22 protein-coding genes and 1 pseudogene are annotated in these 21043 nt (G+C 59.9%); 13 read left to right on the top strand and 10 right to left on the bottom strand.

The annotated features are described in order from the left end of the window. Positions 1 to 96: 96 nt before the first annotated feature. Entirely contained in the window at positions 97 to 1272 is a 1176-nt protein-coding gene (locus tag TU80_RS23360; protein WP_046381910.1) for a sensor histidine kinase, read from the bottom strand. Beyond that, on the bottom strand, positions 1269 to 1967 hold the full coding sequence (locus TU80_RS23355) for a response regulator (RefSeq protein ID WP_046381909.1): 699 nt from the start codon (positions 1965 to 1967) through the stop codon (positions 1269 to 1271). Before TU80_RS23355 ends, TU80_RS23360 begins: the two co-directional genes overlap by 4 nt. A gap of 187 nt (positions 1968 to 2154) precedes the next feature. Between TU80_RS23355 and TU80_RS23350 the strand changes: the two genes are divergently transcribed. The 4 genes from TU80_RS23350 (at position 2155) to ycaC (ending at position 6672) form a co-directional block, all read left to right on the top strand. Next, positions 2155 to 3435 carry an aminotransferase class I/II-fold pyridoxal phosphate-dependent enzyme gene (locus tag TU80_RS23350; protein ID WP_211271287.1) on the top strand — a complete coding sequence of 427 codons (1281 nt, stop codon included), beginning with the start codon at positions 2155 to 2157 and terminating at the stop codon, positions 3433 to 3435. A 15-nt stretch (positions 3436 to 3450) separates the two neighbouring features. Beyond that, positions 3451 to 4575 carry a GNAT family N-acetyltransferase gene (locus tag TU80_RS23345; protein WP_057005490.1) on the top strand — a complete coding sequence of 375 codons (1125 nt, stop codon included), beginning with the start codon at positions 3451 to 3453 and terminating at the stop codon, positions 4573 to 4575. Continuing rightward, on the top strand, positions 4572 to 5792 hold the full coding sequence (locus TU80_RS23340) for an MFS transporter (protein ID WP_057005489.1): 1221 nt from the start codon (positions 4572 to 4574) through the stop codon (positions 5790 to 5792). The genes TU80_RS23345 and TU80_RS23340 overlap by 4 nt, the downstream gene beginning before the upstream one ends. A 247-nt stretch (positions 5793 to 6039) precedes the next feature. Then, complete coding sequence (gene ycaC, locus TU80_RS23335; RefSeq protein WP_046381905.1) at positions 6040 to 6672, top strand: isochorismate family cysteine hydrolase YcaC; 633 nt, start codon at positions 6040 to 6042, stop codon at positions 6670 to 6672. An 88-nt stretch (positions 6673 to 6760) separates the two neighbouring features. Here the strand turns inward: ycaC and TU80_RS23330 are convergent, their stop codons facing one another. From TU80_RS23330 to TU80_RS23310, 5 genes are all read right to left on the bottom strand, one after another. Next, complete coding sequence (locus TU80_RS23330; protein WP_046381904.1) at positions 6761 to 7480, bottom strand: hypothetical protein; 720 nt, start codon at positions 7478 to 7480, stop codon at positions 6761 to 6763. 70 nt (positions 7481 to 7550) lie between these two features. Next, positions 7551 to 7778, bottom strand: a complete 228-nt coding sequence (locus TU80_RS23325) for a GTPase (RefSeq protein ID WP_057005488.1) — start codon at positions 7776 to 7778, stop codon at positions 7551 to 7553. A 41-nt stretch (positions 7779 to 7819) separates the two neighbouring features. Next, positions 7820 to 8947, bottom strand: a complete 1128-nt coding sequence (locus TU80_RS23320; RefSeq protein WP_057005487.1) for a GTPase — start codon at positions 8945 to 8947, stop codon at positions 7820 to 7822. Between the two features lie 94 nt (positions 8948 to 9041). Beyond that, positions 9042 to 10172, bottom strand: a complete 1131-nt coding sequence (locus TU80_RS23315) for a YcjF family protein (protein WP_082643882.1) — start codon at positions 10170 to 10172, stop codon at positions 9042 to 9044. A gap of 207 nt (positions 10173 to 10379) precedes the next feature. Continuing rightward, positions 10380 to 10640, bottom strand: coding sequence for a hypothetical protein (locus tag TU80_RS23310; protein WP_046381900.1), 261 nt, complete (start codon positions 10638 to 10640; stop codon positions 10380 to 10382). Between the two features lie 119 nt (positions 10641 to 10759). Here TU80_RS23310 and TU80_RS23305 point away from each other — a divergent pair. The 9 genes and pseudogenes from TU80_RS23305 to TU80_RS23265 form a co-directional block, all read left to right on the top strand. Then, a pseudogene (locus tag TU80_RS23305) lies at positions 10760 to 11026 on the top strand (BrxR family helix-turn-helix transcriptional regulator); the annotation flags it as partial. A gap of 123 nt (positions 11027 to 11149) precedes the next feature. Beyond that, positions 11150 to 11794: an NAD(P)H-dependent oxidoreductase gene (locus TU80_RS23300; protein WP_046381898.1), complete on the top strand. Its 645-nt coding sequence runs from the start codon at positions 11150 to 11152 to the stop codon at positions 11792 to 11794. After that, a complete protein-coding gene (locus TU80_RS23295) occupies positions 11733 to 12104 on the top strand; it encodes a MerR family transcriptional regulator (protein WP_057005484.1) in 372 nt (123 codons plus the stop codon). The genes TU80_RS23300 and TU80_RS23295 overlap by 62 nt, the downstream gene beginning before the upstream one ends. Before the next feature lie 120 nt (positions 12105 to 12224). Continuing rightward, positions 12225 to 13193 (top strand): Rossmann-fold NAD(P)-binding domain-containing protein, encoded by a 969-nt coding sequence (locus TU80_RS23290; RefSeq protein ID WP_057005483.1) that lies wholly within the window; start codon positions 12225 to 12227, stop codon positions 13191 to 13193. Between the two features lie 58 nt (positions 13194 to 13251). Then, complete coding sequence (locus TU80_RS23285) at positions 13252 to 13863, top strand: helix-turn-helix transcriptional regulator (protein ID WP_017849568.1); 612 nt, start codon at positions 13252 to 13254, stop codon at positions 13861 to 13863. 99 nt (positions 13864 to 13962) lie between these two features. Next, positions 13963 to 14205 carry an exodeoxyribonuclease VII small subunit gene (locus tag TU80_RS23280; protein ID WP_003176346.1) on the top strand — a complete coding sequence of 81 codons (243 nt, stop codon included), beginning with the start codon at positions 13963 to 13965 and terminating at the stop codon, positions 14203 to 14205. After that, on the top strand, positions 14202 to 15089 hold the full coding sequence (gene ispA / locus TU80_RS23275; RefSeq protein WP_017849569.1) for a (2E,6E)-farnesyl diphosphate synthase: 888 nt from the start codon (positions 14202 to 14204) through the stop codon (positions 15087 to 15089). Before TU80_RS23280 ends, ispA begins: the two co-directional genes overlap by 4 nt. Positions 15090 to 15199: 110 nt before the next feature. Then, positions 15200 to 17098, top strand: coding sequence for a 1-deoxy-D-xylulose-5-phosphate synthase (gene dxs / locus TU80_RS23270; RefSeq protein WP_046381896.1), 1899 nt, complete (start codon positions 15200 to 15202; stop codon positions 17096 to 17098). 133 nt (positions 17099 to 17231) lie between these two features. Beyond that, a complete protein-coding gene (locus tag TU80_RS23265; RefSeq protein WP_057005482.1) occupies positions 17232 to 19124 on the top strand; it encodes a TonB-dependent receptor domain-containing protein in 1893 nt (630 codons plus the stop codon). A 28-nt stretch (positions 19125 to 19152) separates the two neighbouring features. On the opposite strand, the gene TU80_RS23260 is transcribed toward TU80_RS23265, so the two are convergent. The 3 genes from TU80_RS23260 to ribA are packed head-to-tail and all read right to left on the bottom strand — an operon-like array spanning position 19153 to position 20983. After that, on the bottom strand, positions 19153 to 19953 hold the full coding sequence (locus TU80_RS23260) for a cobalamin-binding protein (RefSeq protein ID WP_057005481.1): 801 nt from the start codon (positions 19951 to 19953) through the stop codon (positions 19153 to 19155). After that, positions 19950 to 20369, bottom strand: a complete 420-nt coding sequence (locus tag TU80_RS23255) for a nuclear fragile X mental retardation-interacting protein 1 (protein ID WP_026140360.1) — start codon at positions 20367 to 20369, stop codon at positions 19950 to 19952. The genes TU80_RS23260 and TU80_RS23255 overlap by 4 nt, the downstream gene beginning before the upstream one ends. After that, positions 20366 to 20983 (bottom strand): GTP cyclohydrolase II, encoded by a 618-nt coding sequence (gene ribA, locus TU80_RS23250; protein WP_017849574.1) that lies wholly within the window; start codon positions 20981 to 20983, stop codon positions 20366 to 20368. Before ribA ends, TU80_RS23255 begins: the two co-directional genes overlap by 4 nt. Positions 20984 to 21043: the final 60 nt, after the last annotated feature.

The following is a 21043-nucleotide window of genomic DNA, read 5'->3' as shown; positions in this document are numbered from 1 at the left end:
CAAGGTCGCGCCAAGAAACGGTGAAGACTTCGTCAAGGACAACGGACCAGGTTTTGCCTGCGCCCGCTTTCAGGCTGGCGCAGCCTTCGCCTTGAGTCAGCCTGGCAACTCGATATGGATGCGACCGCCGCCCTCGGCACGATTATGGACACTCAACTTGCCACTATGGGCTTGGCAGATAGCGACTGCCACCGACAGCCCCAGCCCGCTGCCGCCTGCATGGCGAGAGCGCGAATGTTCGGCACGCCAGAAACGGTCGCACGAGCGCTCGATATGCTCCGGTGCGAAGCCCGGGCCAGCATCCTCGACGTCGAGCAGCACCCGGTCTTGCCGCTTGCTGGCCCGCAGCGCCAGATACCCCCCGGATGCTGCGTAGCACAGGGCATTGTCGAGCAGGATCGACAGTACCTGGCCTAAGCGGTCGCGATCGGCGATCAACATCAAACCGTCCGGACAGTCGAGGACGATGTTCACCGGTTGCTGTTGCAAGCGTGGTGCCGCCCAAGCCACTCGCTCTTCCATCAGGGACTTGAGTGCAAAGCTTGAGGGCATCAGCTGCAACTGGTCGGCTGTGGCCAGCGACAATAAGTACAGATCATCAATGAGCCGATTGAGCTGATCAAGCTGTCGCATGATCATGACCAACTGTTGCGGCGAGGCCTCGAATACGCCATCGATCAGACCCTGTAGCCGCCCCTTGGCAGCGGTGAGGGGCGTGCGCAGCTCGTGGGCGATGGCGGCGCTGGATGCCTGTAATTCCCGCTCCTGCCGCTCCAGGCGCTCAGCCATGTGGTTGAAATCGGCCATCAGGCTATACAGCGCTGCGGGGGCATCGCGCACGTTGCCTGCTCGTGACCGGAAGTCTCCGCCAGCGATGTGCATTGCCGAGATCGCAACGGCGCTGAGTTGGCGCGACAGGCGCAACGAGACCCAGATGCCGCCGCCGATAATCAGGGGGAGCGCAATCAGCGCCAGCCCGCTGAACCACAGCAGATCCGCCCGGAGGACCTCTGGCGTGAAGTAATCGCCATAGAGGTATTGCCCATAGATTTCACGCAGGCGCTCGGCATTGGCGGCATGGTCGACTTCCAGGACCTTGAGTTCCTGGCGCACGGCCTCGGGCAGTGCGTTTCGCAGTTTGGTTTCCCACGAGAAGAAGCGTAACCACATGCCAGCCCCCACCACCAGCATGGCCGCCAGTGCCAGGCCGATCATGCGCAGGCTGATCCAGTACCAGAGTTGGCGGGAGAGTCCGTTCTTTGCCGTGCTCATGCCGGATTGCTGAAGCGATACCCCAGCCCCCGCACCGTCAGAACGACATCGTGAATGCCTACTCGCTCCAGCTTGCGTCGCAGGTTGTACAGGTGGGCATCGACCACTCGCTCCATCGCATCACTTTCGGGCAGGCAGTTGGCGAGCAGCTCGGCACGTGTGTACATGCGCGATGGCGCGGCCATCATCATGGACAGTAGATTGAACTCGGTGCGCGTCAACTCCAGGGGTTGATTGGTGCCATTGATTTCAATGGTCGCCAGTGCCGCATTCAAATCAATGACCAAGTGATTATGCCGTAGCAAGGTCGACTGACCCTGGCCACCCCCACGCCAACGCCGCAGCACCGCATGCACGCGAGCAACCACTTCCCCTGGGTTGTAGGGTTTGACCACATAGTCATCAGCACCGTACAGCAGGGAGTTGATGCGGCTGGGTTCGTGCCCAACAGCGGTCACCATAATGACTGGGGTCGCTGAGTGTTGGCGAATGGCAGTCAAAACCTCGTTGCCGCTGAGTCCCGGCAACATGATGTCCAGCAGCACCAGATCCGGCCGCCAACGCGCGTGGTAGTCCAAGGCTTTATGGCCATCTGCTGCATGTCGCGTCTGGAATCCATCCCGGCCAAGATAGGCCTCCAGTACTTCAGCCCCATCGAAATCATCCTCGACGATCAGTACTCGTCCTAAACTCACAGGTCACTCCTTCATGCGATCTTGATGGCTTGTTGATCGTTACTTGATATTTCGGTGCAACGATAATTGCGCTTCTGAATGCGGCCGTAAATCGTTGAGACGACTAAACGCTACCACTTGAAACAAAATCGACAAGCTTATTTTTTGCAATTTGTCAAGTTCTATCAAGTGTTGGCAATCAGGATGAATGGAGGAGGGACATATGGAAATATCACCAAATGTGGATCGCTGGGGTTTTCAGCGCTTCGTTGAGTCGTCGGTGTCAGAAGGGTTCCTGCGCGAGCCGGTCCTGATGGAAGGAATGTCTGGTTCGCGCATCACGCGCAATGGCCTGCCGTATGTGAATTTTTCGGGGATCAACTACCTCGGCTGGCAACAGGACCCGCAAGTGCTCGATGCGTTCTGTGAGTCGGTCAAACGCTATGGGCTTTCCACCGGTGGGTCGCGGGCGACGCAGGGTGTCTGCGAGCCACATTTCCGATTGGAAACGTTGCTCAGCGAGCATCATGGCAAAGACAAAACACTCACGTTTGCCTCAGGCATGCTGGCCAACCTTGGCTTCATCAATGCCATGACAGCGAAGTTCAATTTCTCCCCCAGCAGCGGCATTGACAACCGCGATGCCGTGCTGATCTTTGACCGTGATTGCCACTGGAGTCTCTGGAAAGCCGCCGCGCACCTTAAGTACGGCGAATCGCTGCTGTCGTTCAAGCATAACGATGTGGCCGACCTTGAGCGTGTTCTGCAAAATATCGGAGATCGAAAGGCCATTGTGGTTTTCGAAAGTGTCTACTCCTCCGACGGAAGCGTGGCGCCTATCGGTACGATCCTGGATCTGTGTGAACGATTCAATGCCCTGAGCTATATCGACGACGCCAATGGCTTCATGGTGTATGGCGAGCCGCAGCGCAATTTCTACGAAGAGTTCCAGCACCTTCGCCGCGCCGATTTCATCATGATCTCATTATCGAAATCAGTAGGCCTGGAAGGCGGTGCGATCAGCGCCAACGCGGAGTACATCGACGCCTTTGAAGTACTGAGTGGAACGTCGATCTTCACAGCCGCCATTCAACCGCCAACGGCAGACGCAGCGGCATCCATCATCGAGCGCCTCAAGCGCGACCCTTCCATCATGGATGACTTCCTGCGCAGAAGCCTGGCGTTTCGCCTGCGATTGCTTGACGGTGGCCTGCAGCTCAATAGCACACCGTCTTACATCACCTCCGTGTTGATCGGCAAGGACAGCAAGGCCGAGCAAGTTCGGGAGCAGTTGGAGCAACAAGGCTTCTGCGTACCGATCTTCCGCTATCCGGCGGTCAAGCCCAATCAGGCACTGATACGGCTGATCCTGCACCGGCACCACACCGACGCGGAAATCGAGAGGTTTGCCCAAAGCCTGGAAAATCTGCTCGGTTGCGATGATTCATCCAGTCGATTGGGCGAGAGCCTGCTAGCGGCAGCGAACTAGGTCAGGAAGTCGCATATGACACGCATGGAACAGGTGGTGCGGGTCGGCTTGCCGGCCAGCACAAATGACACCACTTGGGCGGCGGAACATATTGAAATCAAGGACTCGATTGCGACGATTGACCGAACGTCCTGGAATCAACTGTGCAAGCCTCATCAGTTTTGCAGCCATGAGTATATGGCTGCCCTGGAGGCCAGCGGCCTGGAATGCCAGTACCTTTATGCGCTGGCCATTTCAAACGGTGAACTGGTCGGCGCTGCTGTAGCCACCCTATGGCGGATTCATCTGCCATATGGGATGTCATTGCGCGTCACAACCCTGGGAACGCCGGTCAATACGGGGTTGCCGCTGATGTTAGCGGTGACTGCGAATTCCATAAGCCTGCGATATGGTCTGGTGGCTGCGCTGGAGCGGGCGTCAATCAAGCGCGGCGTCCGACTGTTCGTCGGGCGGGATTTTCCGACATCCGATTACCTCCACAAGCAGGCGCTCGACAAGCTCTACAGCTGCGCGCATTTGGAGCTGCCCTGGACAGACTTTGAGCAGTATCTGGAGCAGCACCCCAAGCGCAAAAGCATACGCCGTGATCTGCGGTCGCTTGAAAAGGCAGGCTACTGTCTCGACATTCGCGAGGGTCAGGCACTGTCGACTGATGAAGCGCAGCGCTTGCACGCCTTATGGTTACAGCTGTATCGCAAACATCACTCGCCTGACCAGATCATGGTCACCGAAGATTTCTTTCTGCAAATGAGCCAGCTCGACCATGCGGTGTGGTTGCTGCTGCGCAAGGAAGGACGCATTGATGCGTTCGACCTCTGTTTTGTTCTGGGCGACCATCTGGAATCCACCTATTGCGGCGTGGATCTGGAGGCAACGAGTCGCCTGTCCATCCACCGCGCCATGGGCTACCACATCGTTCGCCACGCCATCGGCAAAGGACTGCGCAGCATTAACTTTGGTATTTCCAACGAGCAGGGCAAAGTCGAAATGGGCTGTCGCCTGCAAGCCTGTTACGCCTGGATGCAAGCCAATCCCAAGTGGCTCGGACGACTGCTTCGCATGATCCTGCATCGATTTGTGCTCAAGCACGACCAGGACAAGCTCGCGCAGGAAAACCTGACTGTGGAAGACCAGCGGTGAAGCGGCTGCTACACAAACATGGCGCCGGTCTTTTGCTCTTGACCGGTCTGCAATGGGTGATTTCGGTGGCGGATTGGATGCTGATCGTACTGCTGCAGATCGTGGTATTCGATCTGACCCAGTCGGCGTTCAACATCATGTTGCTGGTCATATGCGAGTTGATCCCGATGCTGCTGTTCGGCGCATGGGCCGGTGCAGTGGCCGATCGCACCGATCTCAAACGGGTACTGGTCTGGGCCTGTGTGGCGCGTCTGTTCATCATCCTGGCACTCTTGCTGCCGGCGATGCGTGGGCAGCTTATCCCGATCCTTGCCATTGCTGCCCTGGCGGCGACATGCAACCGGTTCTTCGTGCCGGGTGCCAGTGCCTTGTTACCCAGCCTGGTTTCGGCAGATAGGCTACCCGCTGCCAACGCCATCATCATGGCCGCGCGCATGTCAGGGATGGCCATCGGTACGCTGTTGGCTGGCGTGCTGGCCAGCCACTACGGGCATGGGGTGGCGGTTGTGGTAATTGGCGTGCTGCTGCTCATCGCCAGTGTCTTGTGTGTGTTGTTGCCCTCGTCCCATGTCAAGCGGGAGCAGGCCGATGAAGTAGGTATCTGGCGCGATTTGCGCACGGCGGTTTCACGCTATGGAACCAGCCTGATACTGCCCATGACGGCCAGTATGCTGGTGATGCTGGCCCTTGGCAGTTTTGAGATTCTTGCGCTTGTCTATGTGGTCCAGGTGCTGGAGCGTCCACCGGCCGATGTCGGGTTGCTGTTCGGCGCCTATGGTGTCGGCATGCTGGCTGGACTTGCTTTGTCGTCATGGCCCCGTGTCGGGCAGCAATATGGCGCATGGATGTTGATCAGTCTGACCCTGATATGTGCCTCTATCTGGGTTGTATCGAAAGTCGACAGCCTCGGTTTGGCATTGCCGTTGGTGGCTGTGACGGGGCTGGCGGAGGGGCTGGTCATTACCCTGAGCCTGTTGCGCATCTATCAGCAGGTTGCTGGGGATTTCTATGCCCGTGTGATTGCATTGCTGGATACCGGCACAGGCGCGGCCTTTCTTGTTTCGGTCATGCTGACAGGCGTCGTGGCCGATAAGGTACCGGCAAACATCTTGCTGCAAGGGCTCGCCATGACGCTCACCGGCTTACTGCTGTTGGGGGTCATTGTGATGAAGGTGAGTACAGCCTGGCTTCACCTGAAAAAGGTGGAGCTCGAATAGAACACCGTTAATCACGCAGAGCACTGACGCCCGCTCTTTTGAAGAACATCCTCATACCGCTCCTGGAGTTCTCTAGGAAACATCCCGCAAGTGAAAAGGACCGATACTGCGGGTAGCTCAACCAATTGTCCCTTTTAAGTTGACAGTAAGACGCCTCCCAGCCGATTTATCCCCCACGTCCCACCCATTAATCTGTGCCCATGTTGAACGCAACGCCCAACCCACTTAAACAAAAAAGGATTCAACCATGAGCACGCCAACCTACAACCGCTTGAACAAAGACGACGCTGTAGTCCTGCTGGTCGACCACCAGACCGGTCTGATCTCCCTGGTGCAGGACTTCTCGCCCAACGAGTTCAAGAACAACGTGCTGGCCCTGGCGGACCTGGCCAAGTTCTTCAACCTGCCGACGATCCTCACCACCAGCTTCGAGCAAGGCCCTAACGGCCCGCTGGTGCCGGAGTTGAAGGAGATGTTCCCGGACGCGCCGTACATCGCTCGCCCTGGCCAGATCAATGCGTGGGACAACGAAGACTTCGTCAAGGCGATCAAGGCCACCGGGCGTAAGCAGATCATCATTGCCGGTGTGGTGACGGACGTGTGCGTGGCGTTCCCGACGTTGTCGGCGCTGGCGGAGGGGTTTGATGTATTTGTGGTGACGGATGCTTCGGGCACCTTCAATACCACGGTGCAACAGGCGGCGTGGAGCCGGATGACGCAGGCCGGTGCGCAGATGATGAACTGGTTTTCGGTGGCGTGTGAGCTGCATCGCGACTGGCGCAACGATATCGAAGGCCTGGGCAATCTGTTGTCCCAGCGTATTCCGAACTATCGCAACTTGATGAATGGTTATGCGGCGCTGACGGCGCAGCAGAAGTAAGAAAACTGCCGTCAACGATAAGCCTGCTTGAAAAAGCAGGCTTGCTTCGTTAGGTGCTGCGATGGACGGTGCGGCGCCCGCACTTTACTCAGTAGAAATAGTTGGACTCGGCTTTTTTATCGAGCCCCACCAAAACACTCTGAGCAATTCGGCAGGCCGTCGGCGCGGCGTTGGGGCCCCAGTGCTGGCAGTAGTAACGACCTTCGTTCACCGATTTACCCTCCTCGGTGAAGACTTCGATCACTGCATTCCAGAGTGACACCCGTGGGGCGTCACTGGTGGGGTCGAGGCACAGCAGGTGGGTGATTTGTAATTCATCGTCATCGTTTGCCTGGTAACCCTGATAGCCGATAACTAGCAGCCAATGCGCCGCCAGGCCGTCGTCCCAATCGACACAGACGATCGGGATTTTGCGGTTGTCGACGGCGTCGGCAATATTGCGGATGGTCGTCTGTCGTCGCGGCGCTGCATCCAGCACTTCGGTCACAACCCCGGCGTGCTTGAACACATCAACCAGCCAGCTCACATCGAAATCGTCGGTGCCTTCCGACACCAGGGCGCCGAAGGCCAGTAGGCTTTCGCGAAAGCGACCCAGTCGGGTTCGGCCATCGTAACTGTCGAGTGATTGAGCCTGCTCGCGGGACATAACGCCCAATGCGATCAAGGTCATCGCCACGCAGTAAGGTCCACAGGCACCATCCATTTCGCCTTGGCGTAAATGAACATAGTCATGTGCGCGGGGGTGAGCACAGGTCACCGGGCCGTTGGGGGATACCGACAACCAAGGGCTTACAAACATTCGATTCATGCCGCGTCATTCCTTTGCAAAAAAAAAAGCAGCCGCCCAGCATGAGCGGCGTCACGATAAGAGGACAGGTTCAACTCAGGCGTTCAGGCTCGAAGTAGCTCAATACGGTGGTTTCCCGAGCATCCGACACAGCGAACTGCTCGCGCTCCACGAGGGCGTTGAGCAAGGAGCTCTTGCCATGGTTGTATTTGCCGATCACCGAAACCACCGGCAGCCGTGCGTCAGCCAACAAGTACTGCAAGCGGCTTATCTCGGCCGCGTGGTCTGGCAGCACCGCATAAATCGAATCGAAGCCCATGGTTAATGCTCTTCCTTAAATAGCGCTGATGCAGCCCGTGCTTAGAAAATGCCGAACAGTTTGGGCCTGATGAAGACGCGTCCCGTTAGATGACTGGCGAAGAAGTTGTCGTCCTCGGCATATTTGACGAAGAGCCTGTCGAGTTCTGCGTGGACACGGCCAAAACCGTCATCCAGCCATTCAATCATGGTCGATTTAAGGGTCAGGATGATTTTTGCCGCCTCATAGAGCGCGCCCACCTTGCGCAGGAGGCTATCGGACTCGAACCCGTCTTCGATCTCTTTGAAGCGCCCCTCCATCTCTCGCTGGAAGTCGTCAAACACACGGGTCACTGCGTTTTCCAGCTCATCGCTGGTCTCCCAGTCCCCCATGAAGCCAAAGGATGAGAGGTAGTCATCGAAGCCTTTCAGATCGGAAAACACCTCATCAAAATCGGGCAACTCGATTTCCGTATCCAGATCGAGGTCCGCGATTCTAAAGATGCTGAGGTCTGCCTTTTCGATCTTGGCAACGACCGTATCGCGCATTTGGCGAAGCACACCTTTGAAGTTCAAGCAGCTCATCGCAGCCAGGCGCTTGCTGAGAAAGGCATGCGACTGTTCCAGGTAGAGCGAAAGCACTTCATCGCGACCAAAGGCTTGCGTCGACTGACCACCACGCCTACGTACCGATACCGAACACAGCGGCGTCACCGATACACCCGGGCATAGTTGGTGAATTTCTCGCTGGAGGGCCTCGACCTTATCGCCCGCAACGTCGGCATTGGTCAGGATGACTTGCAGGGGAATCCTGGCATCCAGTCCGAGCCGTTTGATCAGATTCACATCCACCGGTTCCAGCCGTGCGGAGCTGGCGTTGATCACATAGAAGGCGCCATGAATCCAGGTTTCCGGCTCCATCGGGCGCGCACGATGTTGCTGCATGAAACGGTCGAACTGTTGGAGCCATCGCTCATAGTTGTCAGCTTCCAGGCCAACGCTGTCGAACACATTCAACAGGTGCCCCTGGTGCTCGAAGGTGTGCGACTGAAAATTTTTCTCCCAGGAGGTGACGGGCTTGCCACTTCCCGTCTCAAACAAACCCACCTGGTCAAAAAGATAGTTGCAGAAGCTGCTTTTGCCGACGCCGCTTTTACCCAGCACGATGATGTTGATCGCGAACTGATCCATGTCTCTCTAAACCCTGAACCGCTGAAGGGGGATGAAGGCCTGCCTAGAAACAGATCTGTCTCTCGCCACGGCCTTCAGAGTGCGCCAAGTGGCTTCAAGCTTTTTGATTGCCCCATTTTCCCAGCGCAATCTTGAACGCCTGCATGAACTGCTCGTTAGAAAAGAGGCGAGCCCAGTCCGGTGACTTGCCTGTCTTCAGGTAGCCGTCCACGGCGCGTTCATAGACCTCGACCAGGGCCAAGCCAAGCGCTCCGGTGATCGCCCCGGCAACAGCGGCGTTAATGATCTGCCCAAGCACGGGGATCATCTTGGTCAGGCTGGCTGCCAACTGACGCCCCACCAGGCTGAGGATCTGGCCCTTGAGCAGGCTGACGGCCATTTCACCCATCGAGCCAAACCCGTAGAGCTTGGCCAGCGATGCCGCCATCGCCATCTGCTGAGGCACAATGAGTAACGCGTCCGACATCGGCACCGGGTTAAGTCCGGCGCTGGCGGCGGTGGTGCCGCTGTAGGTCATGATGATGGTCATCGCCTCGCTGCGTTTGGCTGGTAGCGACGCGATCTGGGCAGCCACGAAGGACTGGCGTAGCGCATCGTCCTTGAGTGATGCACTCGACCAGGCGATTAACTTTTCAAGGTCCAGTTTCAGCTCTGGATCGTGGCTGGGGTTATTTGCACAGGTCTCGAAAACCTCACAATGAATACCGTGCTCGCGCAGCACGTTGCGAAACGCCCGGGAAGTCTCACCGTTGCCCTCATCGTCGATGGGTTCGGCATCGCACTGGGTGAGTACCACAGCCACCGGAATATCCAGTTCACCGGTAATCAATCGCAAGTTGTCCAGGTCAAAATCAGTAACCCGGTGGTTGGCTACGCTGAGGCAGTACCAAATGAGATGGATCTGTTCATCCAGCGCCTTGAACTTGCGCTGTTTGATCTCCGGGATGATTTTTTCCCGAAAGTTGCCTGTCGAGGGTTTGCCTTCCGTCACCTCATAACCTTCGGTATCAAAGATGACCAGAGGGATGTTGGCGTCTTCGTAGCGATGACAGCCCCGAGTGACAGGCTGCCCGGTACCGACCTTGGCAATCGTTTTGCCGAAGATATGATTGATCAGGCTGCTCTTTCCAACACCGGTGCCGCCAACAATCATCAGGTTCGGGCGTTTGACCGACGCCATTTCCTTATCGAACTGCTCTTCCAGTTGAGCTTCCATACTTGCCATTGTTCTATTCTCCGTCGCTACGCGGCGCTCAAAAGAGGGCGCGCTAAAAAAAAGGTTATCGCCCCGGACCCAAAATCCTAAAGCCTCAATCGCACTTTGCCACTATCCCTGTCAAGCGCAGCGGTTGGGAGGATAGGCTCCAACGGGTATTGTTTTTGACGCTCCTGCTCTCGTCTGAAAAGTGATCAGCGAGACATCCTTCTCTACCTATTCCTCCTGCGCAGTCACCCCCCCTTGCAAAAGCCCGACTTTCCTCTGCAACTGCTTGATATGCGCCTTCTCAGCGCGCAGCGCAGAACGCAACTCCCGGTTCTCAGCCTCATAGATCCGCCCCCAGCGCGCGTTCCGGCGGCAGGTAAGCGCCATTTTCCAGAGTTCACGCAGCCTCAAGTATTGCAACAGGAGCACCAGCAGGATGCTCCCCAACACTACCAATGCCCCTGTCGACACTGCTTCTGCCATAGTCATGCGTACTTCCTTGCGTATACCCAATTTGTTTAAACGACAGCCACACGATATGTAGCAATAGACGACAGGTCTAGAATGTAGACTTATACAGGTAAAGTATTCGCACACGTCACGAGGGGATGGAACCCATGCATTACATTGAACAGGTTTGCTGGGACCTGGCACTTCGCCATTGCTTGACCAAGACTGTCGCCCGGCAGGAGGGCCGGCAGACCACGGGGCACTTGATCCAGAGCGTTGGTAGCAAACGCCGGCAGGCGGCCAACGACATCAATATGCACATCACCGAACATGCGCCTCAAAACCTTACACATGACAAAAAAATAACCGGCTACGTGCCAAGCAAAACGTTCCAGCCGCTGTTCATCGGTGACGAATCTCAAGCACTTGAGACCGGGGTTTTATGAGTAACCGGGCAAAACGTGGGGCAAGCCGCATCGCGCTATTCCCCTTGACTCTCCCCTATACGGCAGCCCCTACCCTGCAACCCCGTTTCAGGACTCATCCCCATGGCTCAGCGCATTCTGGTCATCCTCGGCCATCCCTCCAGCACCAGTTTCTGTTCGGCACTGGCGGACACCTACATCCAATCGGCCAAAAACGCCGACCATGAAGTACGCGTCCTACGGCTGGGCACGCTGGCTTTCGACCCGGTGCTGCATCACGGTTACACCGACATTCAAGCCCTGGAAGCCGATTTGCTCGGTGCCCAGGCAGATATCCTGTGGGCCACCCATTTGGCGTTTGTCTTGCCGATTTGGTGGGGTGGTATTCCGGCGTTGATGAAGGGCTTTATCGATAGAGTTTTCCTACCCGGCTTCGCCTTCAAGTACCGTGCAGGCAAGGCATTTCCCGACAAGCTGCTGCATGGCCGAACCGCACACTTGCTGGTGACGCTCGATACGCCGCCATGGTATTACCGCTGGTTCTACCGCATGCCGGGCATTCATCAGATGCGCAAGACGACGCTGGCGTTTTGCGGCATAACGGTGACCAAGACCTTGTTGCTCGGGCCGGTGCTGGGTTCCACGCCCGCGCAACGCGCTCGTTGGCTGACGCGGGCCGGCGGATTATTTGGAAAAGGGCGTTTTCATGTTCATCGGCAAAGCGGCGCAACTGTCGGGCACGACCATCAAGGCGATTCGTCACTATGAAGCGATCGGCCTGCTTCCCAGCCCGCAGAGAGCGGGGCGGTATCGGGTCTATTCGGCGCAGAGTGTCGAGCTGCTGATGTTGATCAAGTGTGCTCAGCAACTGGGTTTCAAGCTCAAGGAGTTACAGGCCATCTTGCACGGGCACCAGGGCGACGCGCTGCCCTGGGCGCGCGCGAGCCAGGCGATTGCCCGCAAGCAGGAGGAGCTGGCGCTGCAGATGGCGGCACTGCAGAAGATGCAGGCCGGGCTGGTCGAGTTTGACGCGATGCTTAAACACTCAAACCAGAATTGCACGATAAGTACAAATTAGACAATAAATATAAATCAGGTTAGTGTCGCGCTTTCGTCCCGTTGATATTCAGGAGCGCGCCATGACCACACTCTCGGACTTCAAGCTTAAAACCTGCGTTCCCCTGCAGGAGCGTGCGTGATGAGCGCGGTGCCACTGGCGGTTTACGAACTCAGTGCATTGCGCGCCACGCTGTCGCGCCAAGACATGCTGCACGCGGTGGAACAGGCATTGATCAGTCACGCCGACGGCCGCATCGTGGCCCCGCCGCCGGGGGTGTTGTTGTTTGAAAACCCGCCGGGGGACTGTCATATCAAGTCCGGCTACGCGAAAGACGGTTCGGTGTTTGTGGTCAAGCTGGCCATGGGCTTTTATGAGAATCCTTCCCGCGGCCTGGAGACCAATAATGGCCTGGTGCTGGTGTTCGATTCTCACACCGGCAAGACCCGCGCCATCCTCAACGACGAAGGCTGGCTGACCAGTTGCCGCACTGCCGCCGCCGGTGCCTTGGCCGCACGGGCCGGGGCGCCCGCACGGGTGAGCGCGCTAGGCATTCTCGGCAGCGGGCATCAGGCGCAACTGCAGGCGCGCTGGGCCTGCGAACTGCTGGGAATCGAGCGTGTGGTGATCTGGGGACGCTCTCCCGAGCGGGCACAACACCTCGCCAACGCACTGCAGCAAGCTGGGTTGAAAGCCCAAGCAGCCGACAGCGTTGAGGCTGTTTTCGCACAGTGCAATCTGGTGATTACCTGCACGCCGTCGACCCAGGCAATCGTACCGGCCGACGTGGTGCGTAAAGGCACTCATATTGTCGCCCTGGGCGCAGACAGCCCAGGCAAACAGGAACTGGACCCGTTGCTGCTGCAGAGGGCACGGGTGCTCATGACCGATGACCGTGCCCAATGCCTGGACCATGGCGAAATGAGCCACGCAGTACGGGCCCATTTGATCAGCGACCAGGCCGACGTTTCCCTCGGCCATGTGCTGGCCGGTAAGGCACGCGGGCGTTTCCGCGACGATGACCTGACCATCGCCGACCTGACCGGCCTGGCCGCTCAGGACATCGCACTGGCGACCCTCGCGGTGCAGCGCATGCAGGCCGTGGACTGACAACTGTTCGGACGCCTGCGTACAATCACCGTTCCTTTTTCCTGTGCCCGGTTAACCCATGGTCGATATCGCATTCATCAAGGCAACCGCCGACGGCATCGCCGCCCTGCTCTATCCGGACCTGGAAGCCGTGGTACACGACCTGCACACCGGGCGTATTGCCCACATTGCCAATGGCTTTTCCCGACGTCAGGTCGGGGATGAATCGCTGATCACTGACCTGGCTGAGTTGGCTGCCGGACCCGACACCGTCGGGCCGTATGAAAAGACCGGGATCAACAGCCGTCAGTTGCGTTCGATCTCCCTCGTCGCCCGTGCCGCCAACGGTGAACCCTGCGCCTTGCTGTGCCTGAACTTCGATGTGACCGCCCTGGCCCAAGTGCAGAAACTGATCAGCGGCTTTGCCGTAGGCCAGCAGTCCCAGGGGCGCCCAGAATCGCTGTTCAGCGGCGATTGGCGGGAAAAACTCAATGAGATCATCGAAACCCTCGCCGCCGAAAATCATTTGAAACCCGCCGATTTCGGCCGTAGCGAAATCATCCAGGTGCTGGTGCAGGCGCGGGAGCACGGCCTGCTGGATGTGCGTAACTTTGTCGACTACGTCGGCGACTACTTCAAGATTTCCCGGGCCAGTGTGTATAACTATTTGCGCGCCGCGGCGGCGCAGTAACAGGCGACCGCGCAATCGGCTCAGTCGCCCCGTTCATTTGCCCCCATCCCCCATGTCTGCTAGTGTCGCGCCGGTTTACCGTCTACCGGAATAGCCGCCATGGCCCGCAAAAAAGTTGCACTCGATTTCGAACAATCCCTCGCCGACCTGCAAACCCTGGTCGAGCGTCTGGAGAACGGCGAGTTGTCGCTGGAAGACTCGCTGACGGCGTTTGAACAAGGCATCGGCCTGACCCGCGACTGCCAGAGCGCGTTGGCGCAGGCGGAGCAGAAGGTCCAGGTGTTGCTCGAACGCGACGGGGAGTTGGCCGAAGAACCTTTCGATGCGGAACAGCCCGAATGATCGACGCGTATCAGGCCAGTAGCCAAGCCCGGGTCAATGCGGCGCTGGAGCCCTTGTTTGTTGCGCCAAGCCCGGAAATGAAACGGCTCTACGAGGCCATGCGCTACAGCGTGATGAATGGCGGCAAGCGGGTGCGCCCGTTGCTGGCCTATGCGGCATGCGAAGCCCTCGGCGCGCCTGCCGAACAGGCCAACGGCGCGGCCTGCGCGGTGGAGTTGATTCACGCCTATTCCCTGGTGCATGACGATTTGCCGGCGATGGACGACGATGACCTGCGTCGCGGCCAGCCGACCACCCATAAAGCCTTTGACGAAGCCTGCGCGATCCTCGCCGGCGATGGCCTGCAAAGCCTGGCGTTCAGCGCATTGCTCGACCCGAGTTTGAGCAGCGTGAATGCCGAGATCCGCTTGCGCATGGTCACCACCCTGGCGGTCGCCGCAGGCCCCGCCGGGATGGTCGGTGGCCAGGCCATCGATCTCGGCTCGGTGGGCCAGAAGCTCGATCAACAGGCCCTCGAACACATGCATCGGCACAAGACCGGCGCCCTGATCGAAGCCGCCGTCCACCTGGGCGCCCTGGCCAGTGGGCGTGCCGAAGCCGCGCAATTGGCGGCCTTGCAGGTTTACTCCGGGGCCATCGGCCTGGCGTTCCAGGTGCAGGACGACATTCTCGACGTAGAAAGTGACACCGCCACCCTGGGCAAACGCCAGGGCGCCGATATCGCACGGGACAAACCGACTTATCCTGCGCTGCTCGGGCTGGATGCCGCCAAGGCCTATGCCCTGGAACTGCGCGACCAGGCCCTGGCCGCCCTGCGACCTTTCGACGCAGCAGCCGAGCCCCTGCGAGACCTGGCGCGGTACATCGTCGAACGTCGTCACTGATAACCGCGGCCATTACAGCCACATATCGGTCAAGTTCGGTGCTCTGCGTGGGCAGTTTGCGATGCTTGAGGTAAACTGCCGCCTCTTCTATACCTATAACGATTCGCCTGATGCCCACGACGTTTCAAGAGATTCCCCGCAAACGCCCGTCCACGCCTCTGCTCGACCGTGCTGTCACGCCGGACGGCCTGCGTCGTCTGGGTGAAGCCGAGCTGGTAACCCTGGCCGATGAATTGCGCCTGGAATTGCTCTACACGGTCGGCCAGACCGGTGGGCATTTCGGTGCCGGCCTGGGCGTCATCGAGCTGACCATCGCGCTGCATTACGTGTTCGACACCCCGGACGACCGGCTGGTGTGGGACGTAGGCCATCAGGCGTATCCGCATAAAATCCTCACCGGCCGTCGCGAGCGCATGAGCACCCTGCGCCAGAAGGACGGCATCGCCGCCTTCCCGCGTCGCTCGGAGAGCGAGTACGACACCTTTGGCGTCGGCCACTCCAGCACCTCGATCAGTGCCGCGCTGGGCATGGCGATTGCCTCGCGCCTGCAAGGCAGCGATCGCAAGGCGATTGCGGTGATCGGTGACGGCGCGCTGACCGCCGGCATGGCCTTCGAGGCGCTGAACCATGCGCCGGAAGTGGACGCCAACATGCTGGTGATCCTCAACGACAACGACATGTCGATCTCGCGCAATGTCGGCGGCCTGTCCAACTACCTGGCGAAGATCCTTTCCAGCCGGACCTACGCCAGCATGCGCGAAGGCAGTAAGAAAGTGCTGTCGCGCTTGCCCGGCGCGTGGGAAATTGCCCGCCGCACCGAAGAATATGCCAAAGGCATGCTGGTGCCCGGCACGCTGTTCGAAGAGCTGGGCTGGAACTACATCGGCCCCATCGACGGCCACGACCTGCCGACCCTGATCGCCACGCTGCGCAACATGCGTGACCTCAAAGGCCCGCAGTTCCTGCACATCGTCACCAAGAAAGGCAAAGGCTTCGCCCCGGCGGAAGTCGACCCGATCGGTTACCACGCGATCACCAAGCTCGACCCCCTGGACGCCCCCGCCGCCGCGCCGAAAAAAGCCAGCGGGCCAAAGTACTCCGGTGTGTTCGGCGAATGGCTGTGCGACATGGCCGCCGCCGACCCGCGCCTGGTGGGGATTACCCCGGCGATGAAGGAAGGTTCCGACCTGGTGGCGTTCAGCGAGCGTTTCCCGCTGCGCTACTTCGACGTCGCCATCGCTGAGCAGCACGCGGTGACATTCGCCGCAGGCATGGCCTGCGAAGGCGCCAAGCCGGTGGTGGCGATCTACTCCACCTTCCTGCAGCGCGCTTATGACCAGTTGGTGCATGACGTCGCGGTGCAGCACCTCGACGTACTGTTCGCCATCGACCGCGCCGGACTGGTCGGCGAAGACGGCCCGACCCACGCCGGCAGCTTCGACCTGTCCTACCTGCGTTGCATCCCCGGCATGCTGGTGATGACGCCGAGCGACGAAAACGAACTGCGCAAGATGCTCAGCACCGGCCACCTCTACAACGGCCCGGCCGCCGTGCGCTACCCGCGCGGCACCGGCCCGAACGCGGTGATCGAAAAAGACCTGGCGCCGATCGAAATCGGCAAGGGCATTGTGCGACGCCAAGGCAGCAAGACCGCGTTCCTGGTGTTCGGCGTGCAACTGGCCGAAGCCCTGAAAGTCGCCGAGAAGATCGACGCCACCGTGGTCGACATGCGTTTCGTCAAACCGCTGGATGAAGCACTGGTGCGCGAGATCGCCGCCGGCCATGAACTGCTGGTGACGGTCGAAGAAAACGCCATCATGGGCGGTGCCGGTGCGGCGGTCAGCGAGTTCCTGGCGCGCGAGAACATCCTCAAGTCGGTGCTGCACCTGGGCTTGCCGGATGTGTACGTCGAACACGCCAAGCCGGCGCAGATGCTCGCCGAGTGCGGGCTCGACGAGGCGGGTATCGAGGCGTCGGTCCGCGAACGCATGACACTCCTGGGTTTATAACCCCCCGAGACTTCTGTAGGAGCGAGCTTGCTCGCGAAAAACGTCAACGATGACGCGTGCACTCTGTATGCACGCGGCGTCCTCAGGTTTTTCGCGAGCAAGCTCGCTCCTACAAAAAGCTATGGACCGCTCTATGAATCACCTGCGCCTTGCCCTGCCCTTGCTGCTTCTGCCAGCCCACGACCTGCTCGCCGACACCCGCGACGCCGCGCTGAAACTCCCCGACGTGGTCATCAGCGCCAACCGCCAGGTCCAGGCGCGCAACGACAGCAGCGCCGCCAACACCGTCTTCACCCGCGACGACATCGACCGCCTGCAACCCACCAGCCTGACCGACCTGCTCAGCCGCGTGCCCGGCGTGCAAGTGGCGCCCACCGGCGGCCGTGGCAGTTTGCCGGGCATCTACCTGCGCGGCACCAAGTCCGCGCAAAGCCTGGTGCTGGTGGACGGCCAGCGCATCGCCAACGCCACCTCCGGCGACAGCGGCCTGCAATACCTGAATGTGGACCAGATCGAGCGCGTCGAAGTACTGCGCGGCTCGCGCTCGGTGATCTACGGCAGCGATGCAATTGGCGGGGTGATCCAGGTGTTTACCCGGCGCAACGCCGAACAGGGCCTGCAACCGCGCCTGCGGTTGGGCTTCGGCAGCCACCAGAGCTGGGAGCGCAGCCTCGGGCTGTCCGGCGGCGACGAACACACGCGCTTCAACCTGGGCGCGAGCCTGGATGAAAGCGCCGGCATCAACTCGACACACACCTCGTTTCCCAGCGATGGCGACCATGATGCCTACCGCAACCAGTCCGTCAGCCTGAACCTCAGCCACAGTTTCAGTGACGCGTTGGAAGCCGGTTTCAACCTGTTGGATAGCCGCGGCAAGTCGGAGTACGACAACAGCTTCGGCCGCTACGACGTCGCCACCGACCAGAGCGTCGGCCAGAAACCCTACACCGACTACGCCGTGAGCAGCGCCAGCGGCTATGCCGACGCCCGCCTCAGCGAACGCTGGCAATCGCGCCTGGAACTGGGCCACAGCGAGAACCGCGATACCAAGCGCGATACGCTCAGCGATGACTTCAGCGTATTCAACACCTACCGCGACTCGCTCAACTGGCAGAACGACCTGACCCTGAATGAGCGCAACAGCTTGATCCTCGGCGGCGACTGGTACGAAGACCGCTTCCACGGCTCCACCACGTTTACCGAAAACAGCCGCTGGAACCGCGCCGCCTTTGTCCAGCATCGTTTCCGCAGCGAGTGGTTTTCCACCGAACTGGGCCTGCGCCATGACCAGAACCAACAGTTTGGCAGCCAGAACAGCTGGAGCGGCACCCTCACCGTGCCGATCAACCCCGACAACGATGTGCTGCTCAGCTACAGCGAAGGCTTCCGCGCGCCGACCTTCAATGACCTCTATTACCCGGACACGCAGTACAGCAACCCGAATCTTCAGCCCGAGACGTCGAAGAGTTACGAATTGCAATGGCGCAGCCAGCTCGGCGACCACACGCGCCTGGAAACCTCGCTGTACCGCACCGACTTGAGCGACGCGATCATTCTCGACGGCGGCAAACCGCAGAACGTCGCAGCGGCGCGGATCAATGGTTTTGAAGCCGCGCTCAAGCACGAGCTGTTCGGCTGGCAGGGCAACCTGGGCGTTTCGCTGATCGACCCGCGCGACCGCGACAGCGGCCACACCCTCGCCCGCCGTGCGCGGCGCACCCTGAACCTGGACCTGGATCGGCAATTCGATCAACTCGGCGTCGGTGCGAGCTGGCAGGCGATCAGCAGCAGCTACGACGACGAAGCCAATCGCAATCGCCTGGGCGGTTATGCCTTGCTCGGGCTGCGCAGCAGTTGGGCGCTCAGCCGGGAAGTGGCGTTGTCGCTGAAAGTCGATAACGTGCTGGACAAGACTTACGCTCGGGCACGTTACAGCTATGACGATCCGGCGTTCCTGAACAATCAGGACTATCGGGAAGAAGGTCGGGTGTGGAGGGTTGGCGTGACCTGGACGCCGACGCTCTGATAGAAACGTCGGCGTGCCTGCGATTGCGTCAGCGGTTCGGCGCAATCACCTGACACAACCGCGCCAAGGCTTCCAACATCTGCCCGCTCGGCCGTTCCAGCCCCTTGTCCGGAACCAACAGCAAACGCCCCTGCGCCACCGCCGCCAGCTGCGGCCAGGCTTTCCAGGCATCCAACTGCGGTTGATCCGCCGCCAGAATCACCCCGGGGTTGCGCTGCAGCACCGACTCGACGCTGACCTGCGGCGCGGGCAGCGTGAGGTCGTCGAACACATTGCGCGCGCCGCACACACTCAGCGCATCGCTGATGATCTGCCCACCGCCCACGGTGTACAAAGGCGGGCTCCACACTTGGTAAAACACCCGCAAGGGTTCGGCACGCTGATAGCGCTGGCGCAACCCGGCCAGGCGTTGGCGCAACTGCGCAGACAATTGCCGGCCGGCGTCGGCGCGCCCCAGTTGCTCGGCGATGGCCTGGACCTGCTGGGTCAGTTGTTCGAGGTTATGGGGTTCGGCGATGTAGACCGGGATATTCAGGCGCTGCAACTGTTCACGCTGGGCCGGGCCGATGCTGCCGGGCCAGAGCAGGATCAGGTCGGGCTTGAGGCTGAGCAAGCGCTCGATGTTCAATTGCCCATAGCGCCCGACCGACGCGACCTTCGCCAGCGCCGCTGGCCGCTCGCCGCCATCGAGCACGCCCACCAACAGGTCGGCAGCGCCCAGTTCAACCACGATTTCCGACAGCGACGGCGCCAGGCTGACCACCCGCTCGACCGCCAGGGCCTGGGCAGCGAACGCCAGCAGCAGGAGCGCCAGCCAGCGAGGCTTCATCCCAATTGACGCGGGATGCGGTAGAGGTAAAACAACACCAGGGTCGACAACGCCAGCAGGAACAACGGCACCGCTTCCAGGCCGACGAATACCGCCAGCGCACCGATCCAGGCCGGCACGGAGGCAATCAGCAACGCCGTGCGCCGACGGGCGGCAAGGGTGATCCAGGCCGCCGGCTCTTCTGCGGTATCGAGGGCTTTAGAGGTGGCGATCAACGCATGTTTATAGCCATGAAAATAGCGCAGGCTGAGAAACATCGAGGCCACGCCCGCAATGAAGAACGGCATGGCCAGCACCGGCAACAGCGGTTCGGCCTGAGCGAACACCAGGTTGATCACGAACAATGGCAGCAACGCCAGCGCCAGGTACTGCCACCAATTGAAGGACAGTCGCCGTTTCACCTGGCCTCGAGTCACGCGCGGTCGACCTCGCCCTGGTGTTCGTTGCCCATCATGTGGTCGAGCTTGCTGGCTTTGGTCGCCAGGTAGAGCTTGTTGTGCGGGTTGTGCCCGGTATGCAGCGGCACGCGCTCGGCGACGGTGATGCCCATCTCGGTCAAGGCTTTGACCTTGCGCGGGTTGTTGGTCATCAGGCGCAGGGATTTCACGCCCAGGTGCTCCAGCATCGGCAGGCAGATGCCGTAGTCACGCTGGTCGGCGGCAAAGCCCAGGCGCTCGTTGGCTTCAACGGTGTCCGCGCCGCCGTCCTGCAACTCGTAGGCGCGGATTTTATTCAGCAGGCCAATGCCACGACCTTCCTGGCGCAAGTACAGCAAGATGCCGCGGCCTTCATGGGCAATGGCGCGCATCGCCGCTTCCAGTTGCGAACCACAGTCGCAGCGCTGGCTGAACAGCGCGTCGCCGGTCAGGCACTCGGAGTGGATGCGGCCCAGTACCGGCGCGCCATCGGCGATATCGCCCAGGCTGAGCACGACGTGCTCGCGCCCGTTGGCTTCTTCGAGGAAGCCATGCATGGTGAACATGGCAAAAGGGGTAGGCAGCTTGGAAGCAGCGACGAAAACGACGGGCACCGTGTGCTCCTGATTTCAGATTTCACAGAGGCGGGCATTGTAACAGCACGTTCCTACAGA

Origin of the sequence: Pseudomonas veronii (genome assembly GCF_001439695.1) — a bacterium.
GTDB classification, from domain to species: Bacteria; Pseudomonadota; Gammaproteobacteria; order Pseudomonadales; family Pseudomonadaceae; genus Aquipseudomonas; species Aquipseudomonas veronii.
The sequence above is the reverse complement of the archived record's forward strand: the minus strand, read 5'-3'. Positions and strand labels throughout refer to the sequence as shown.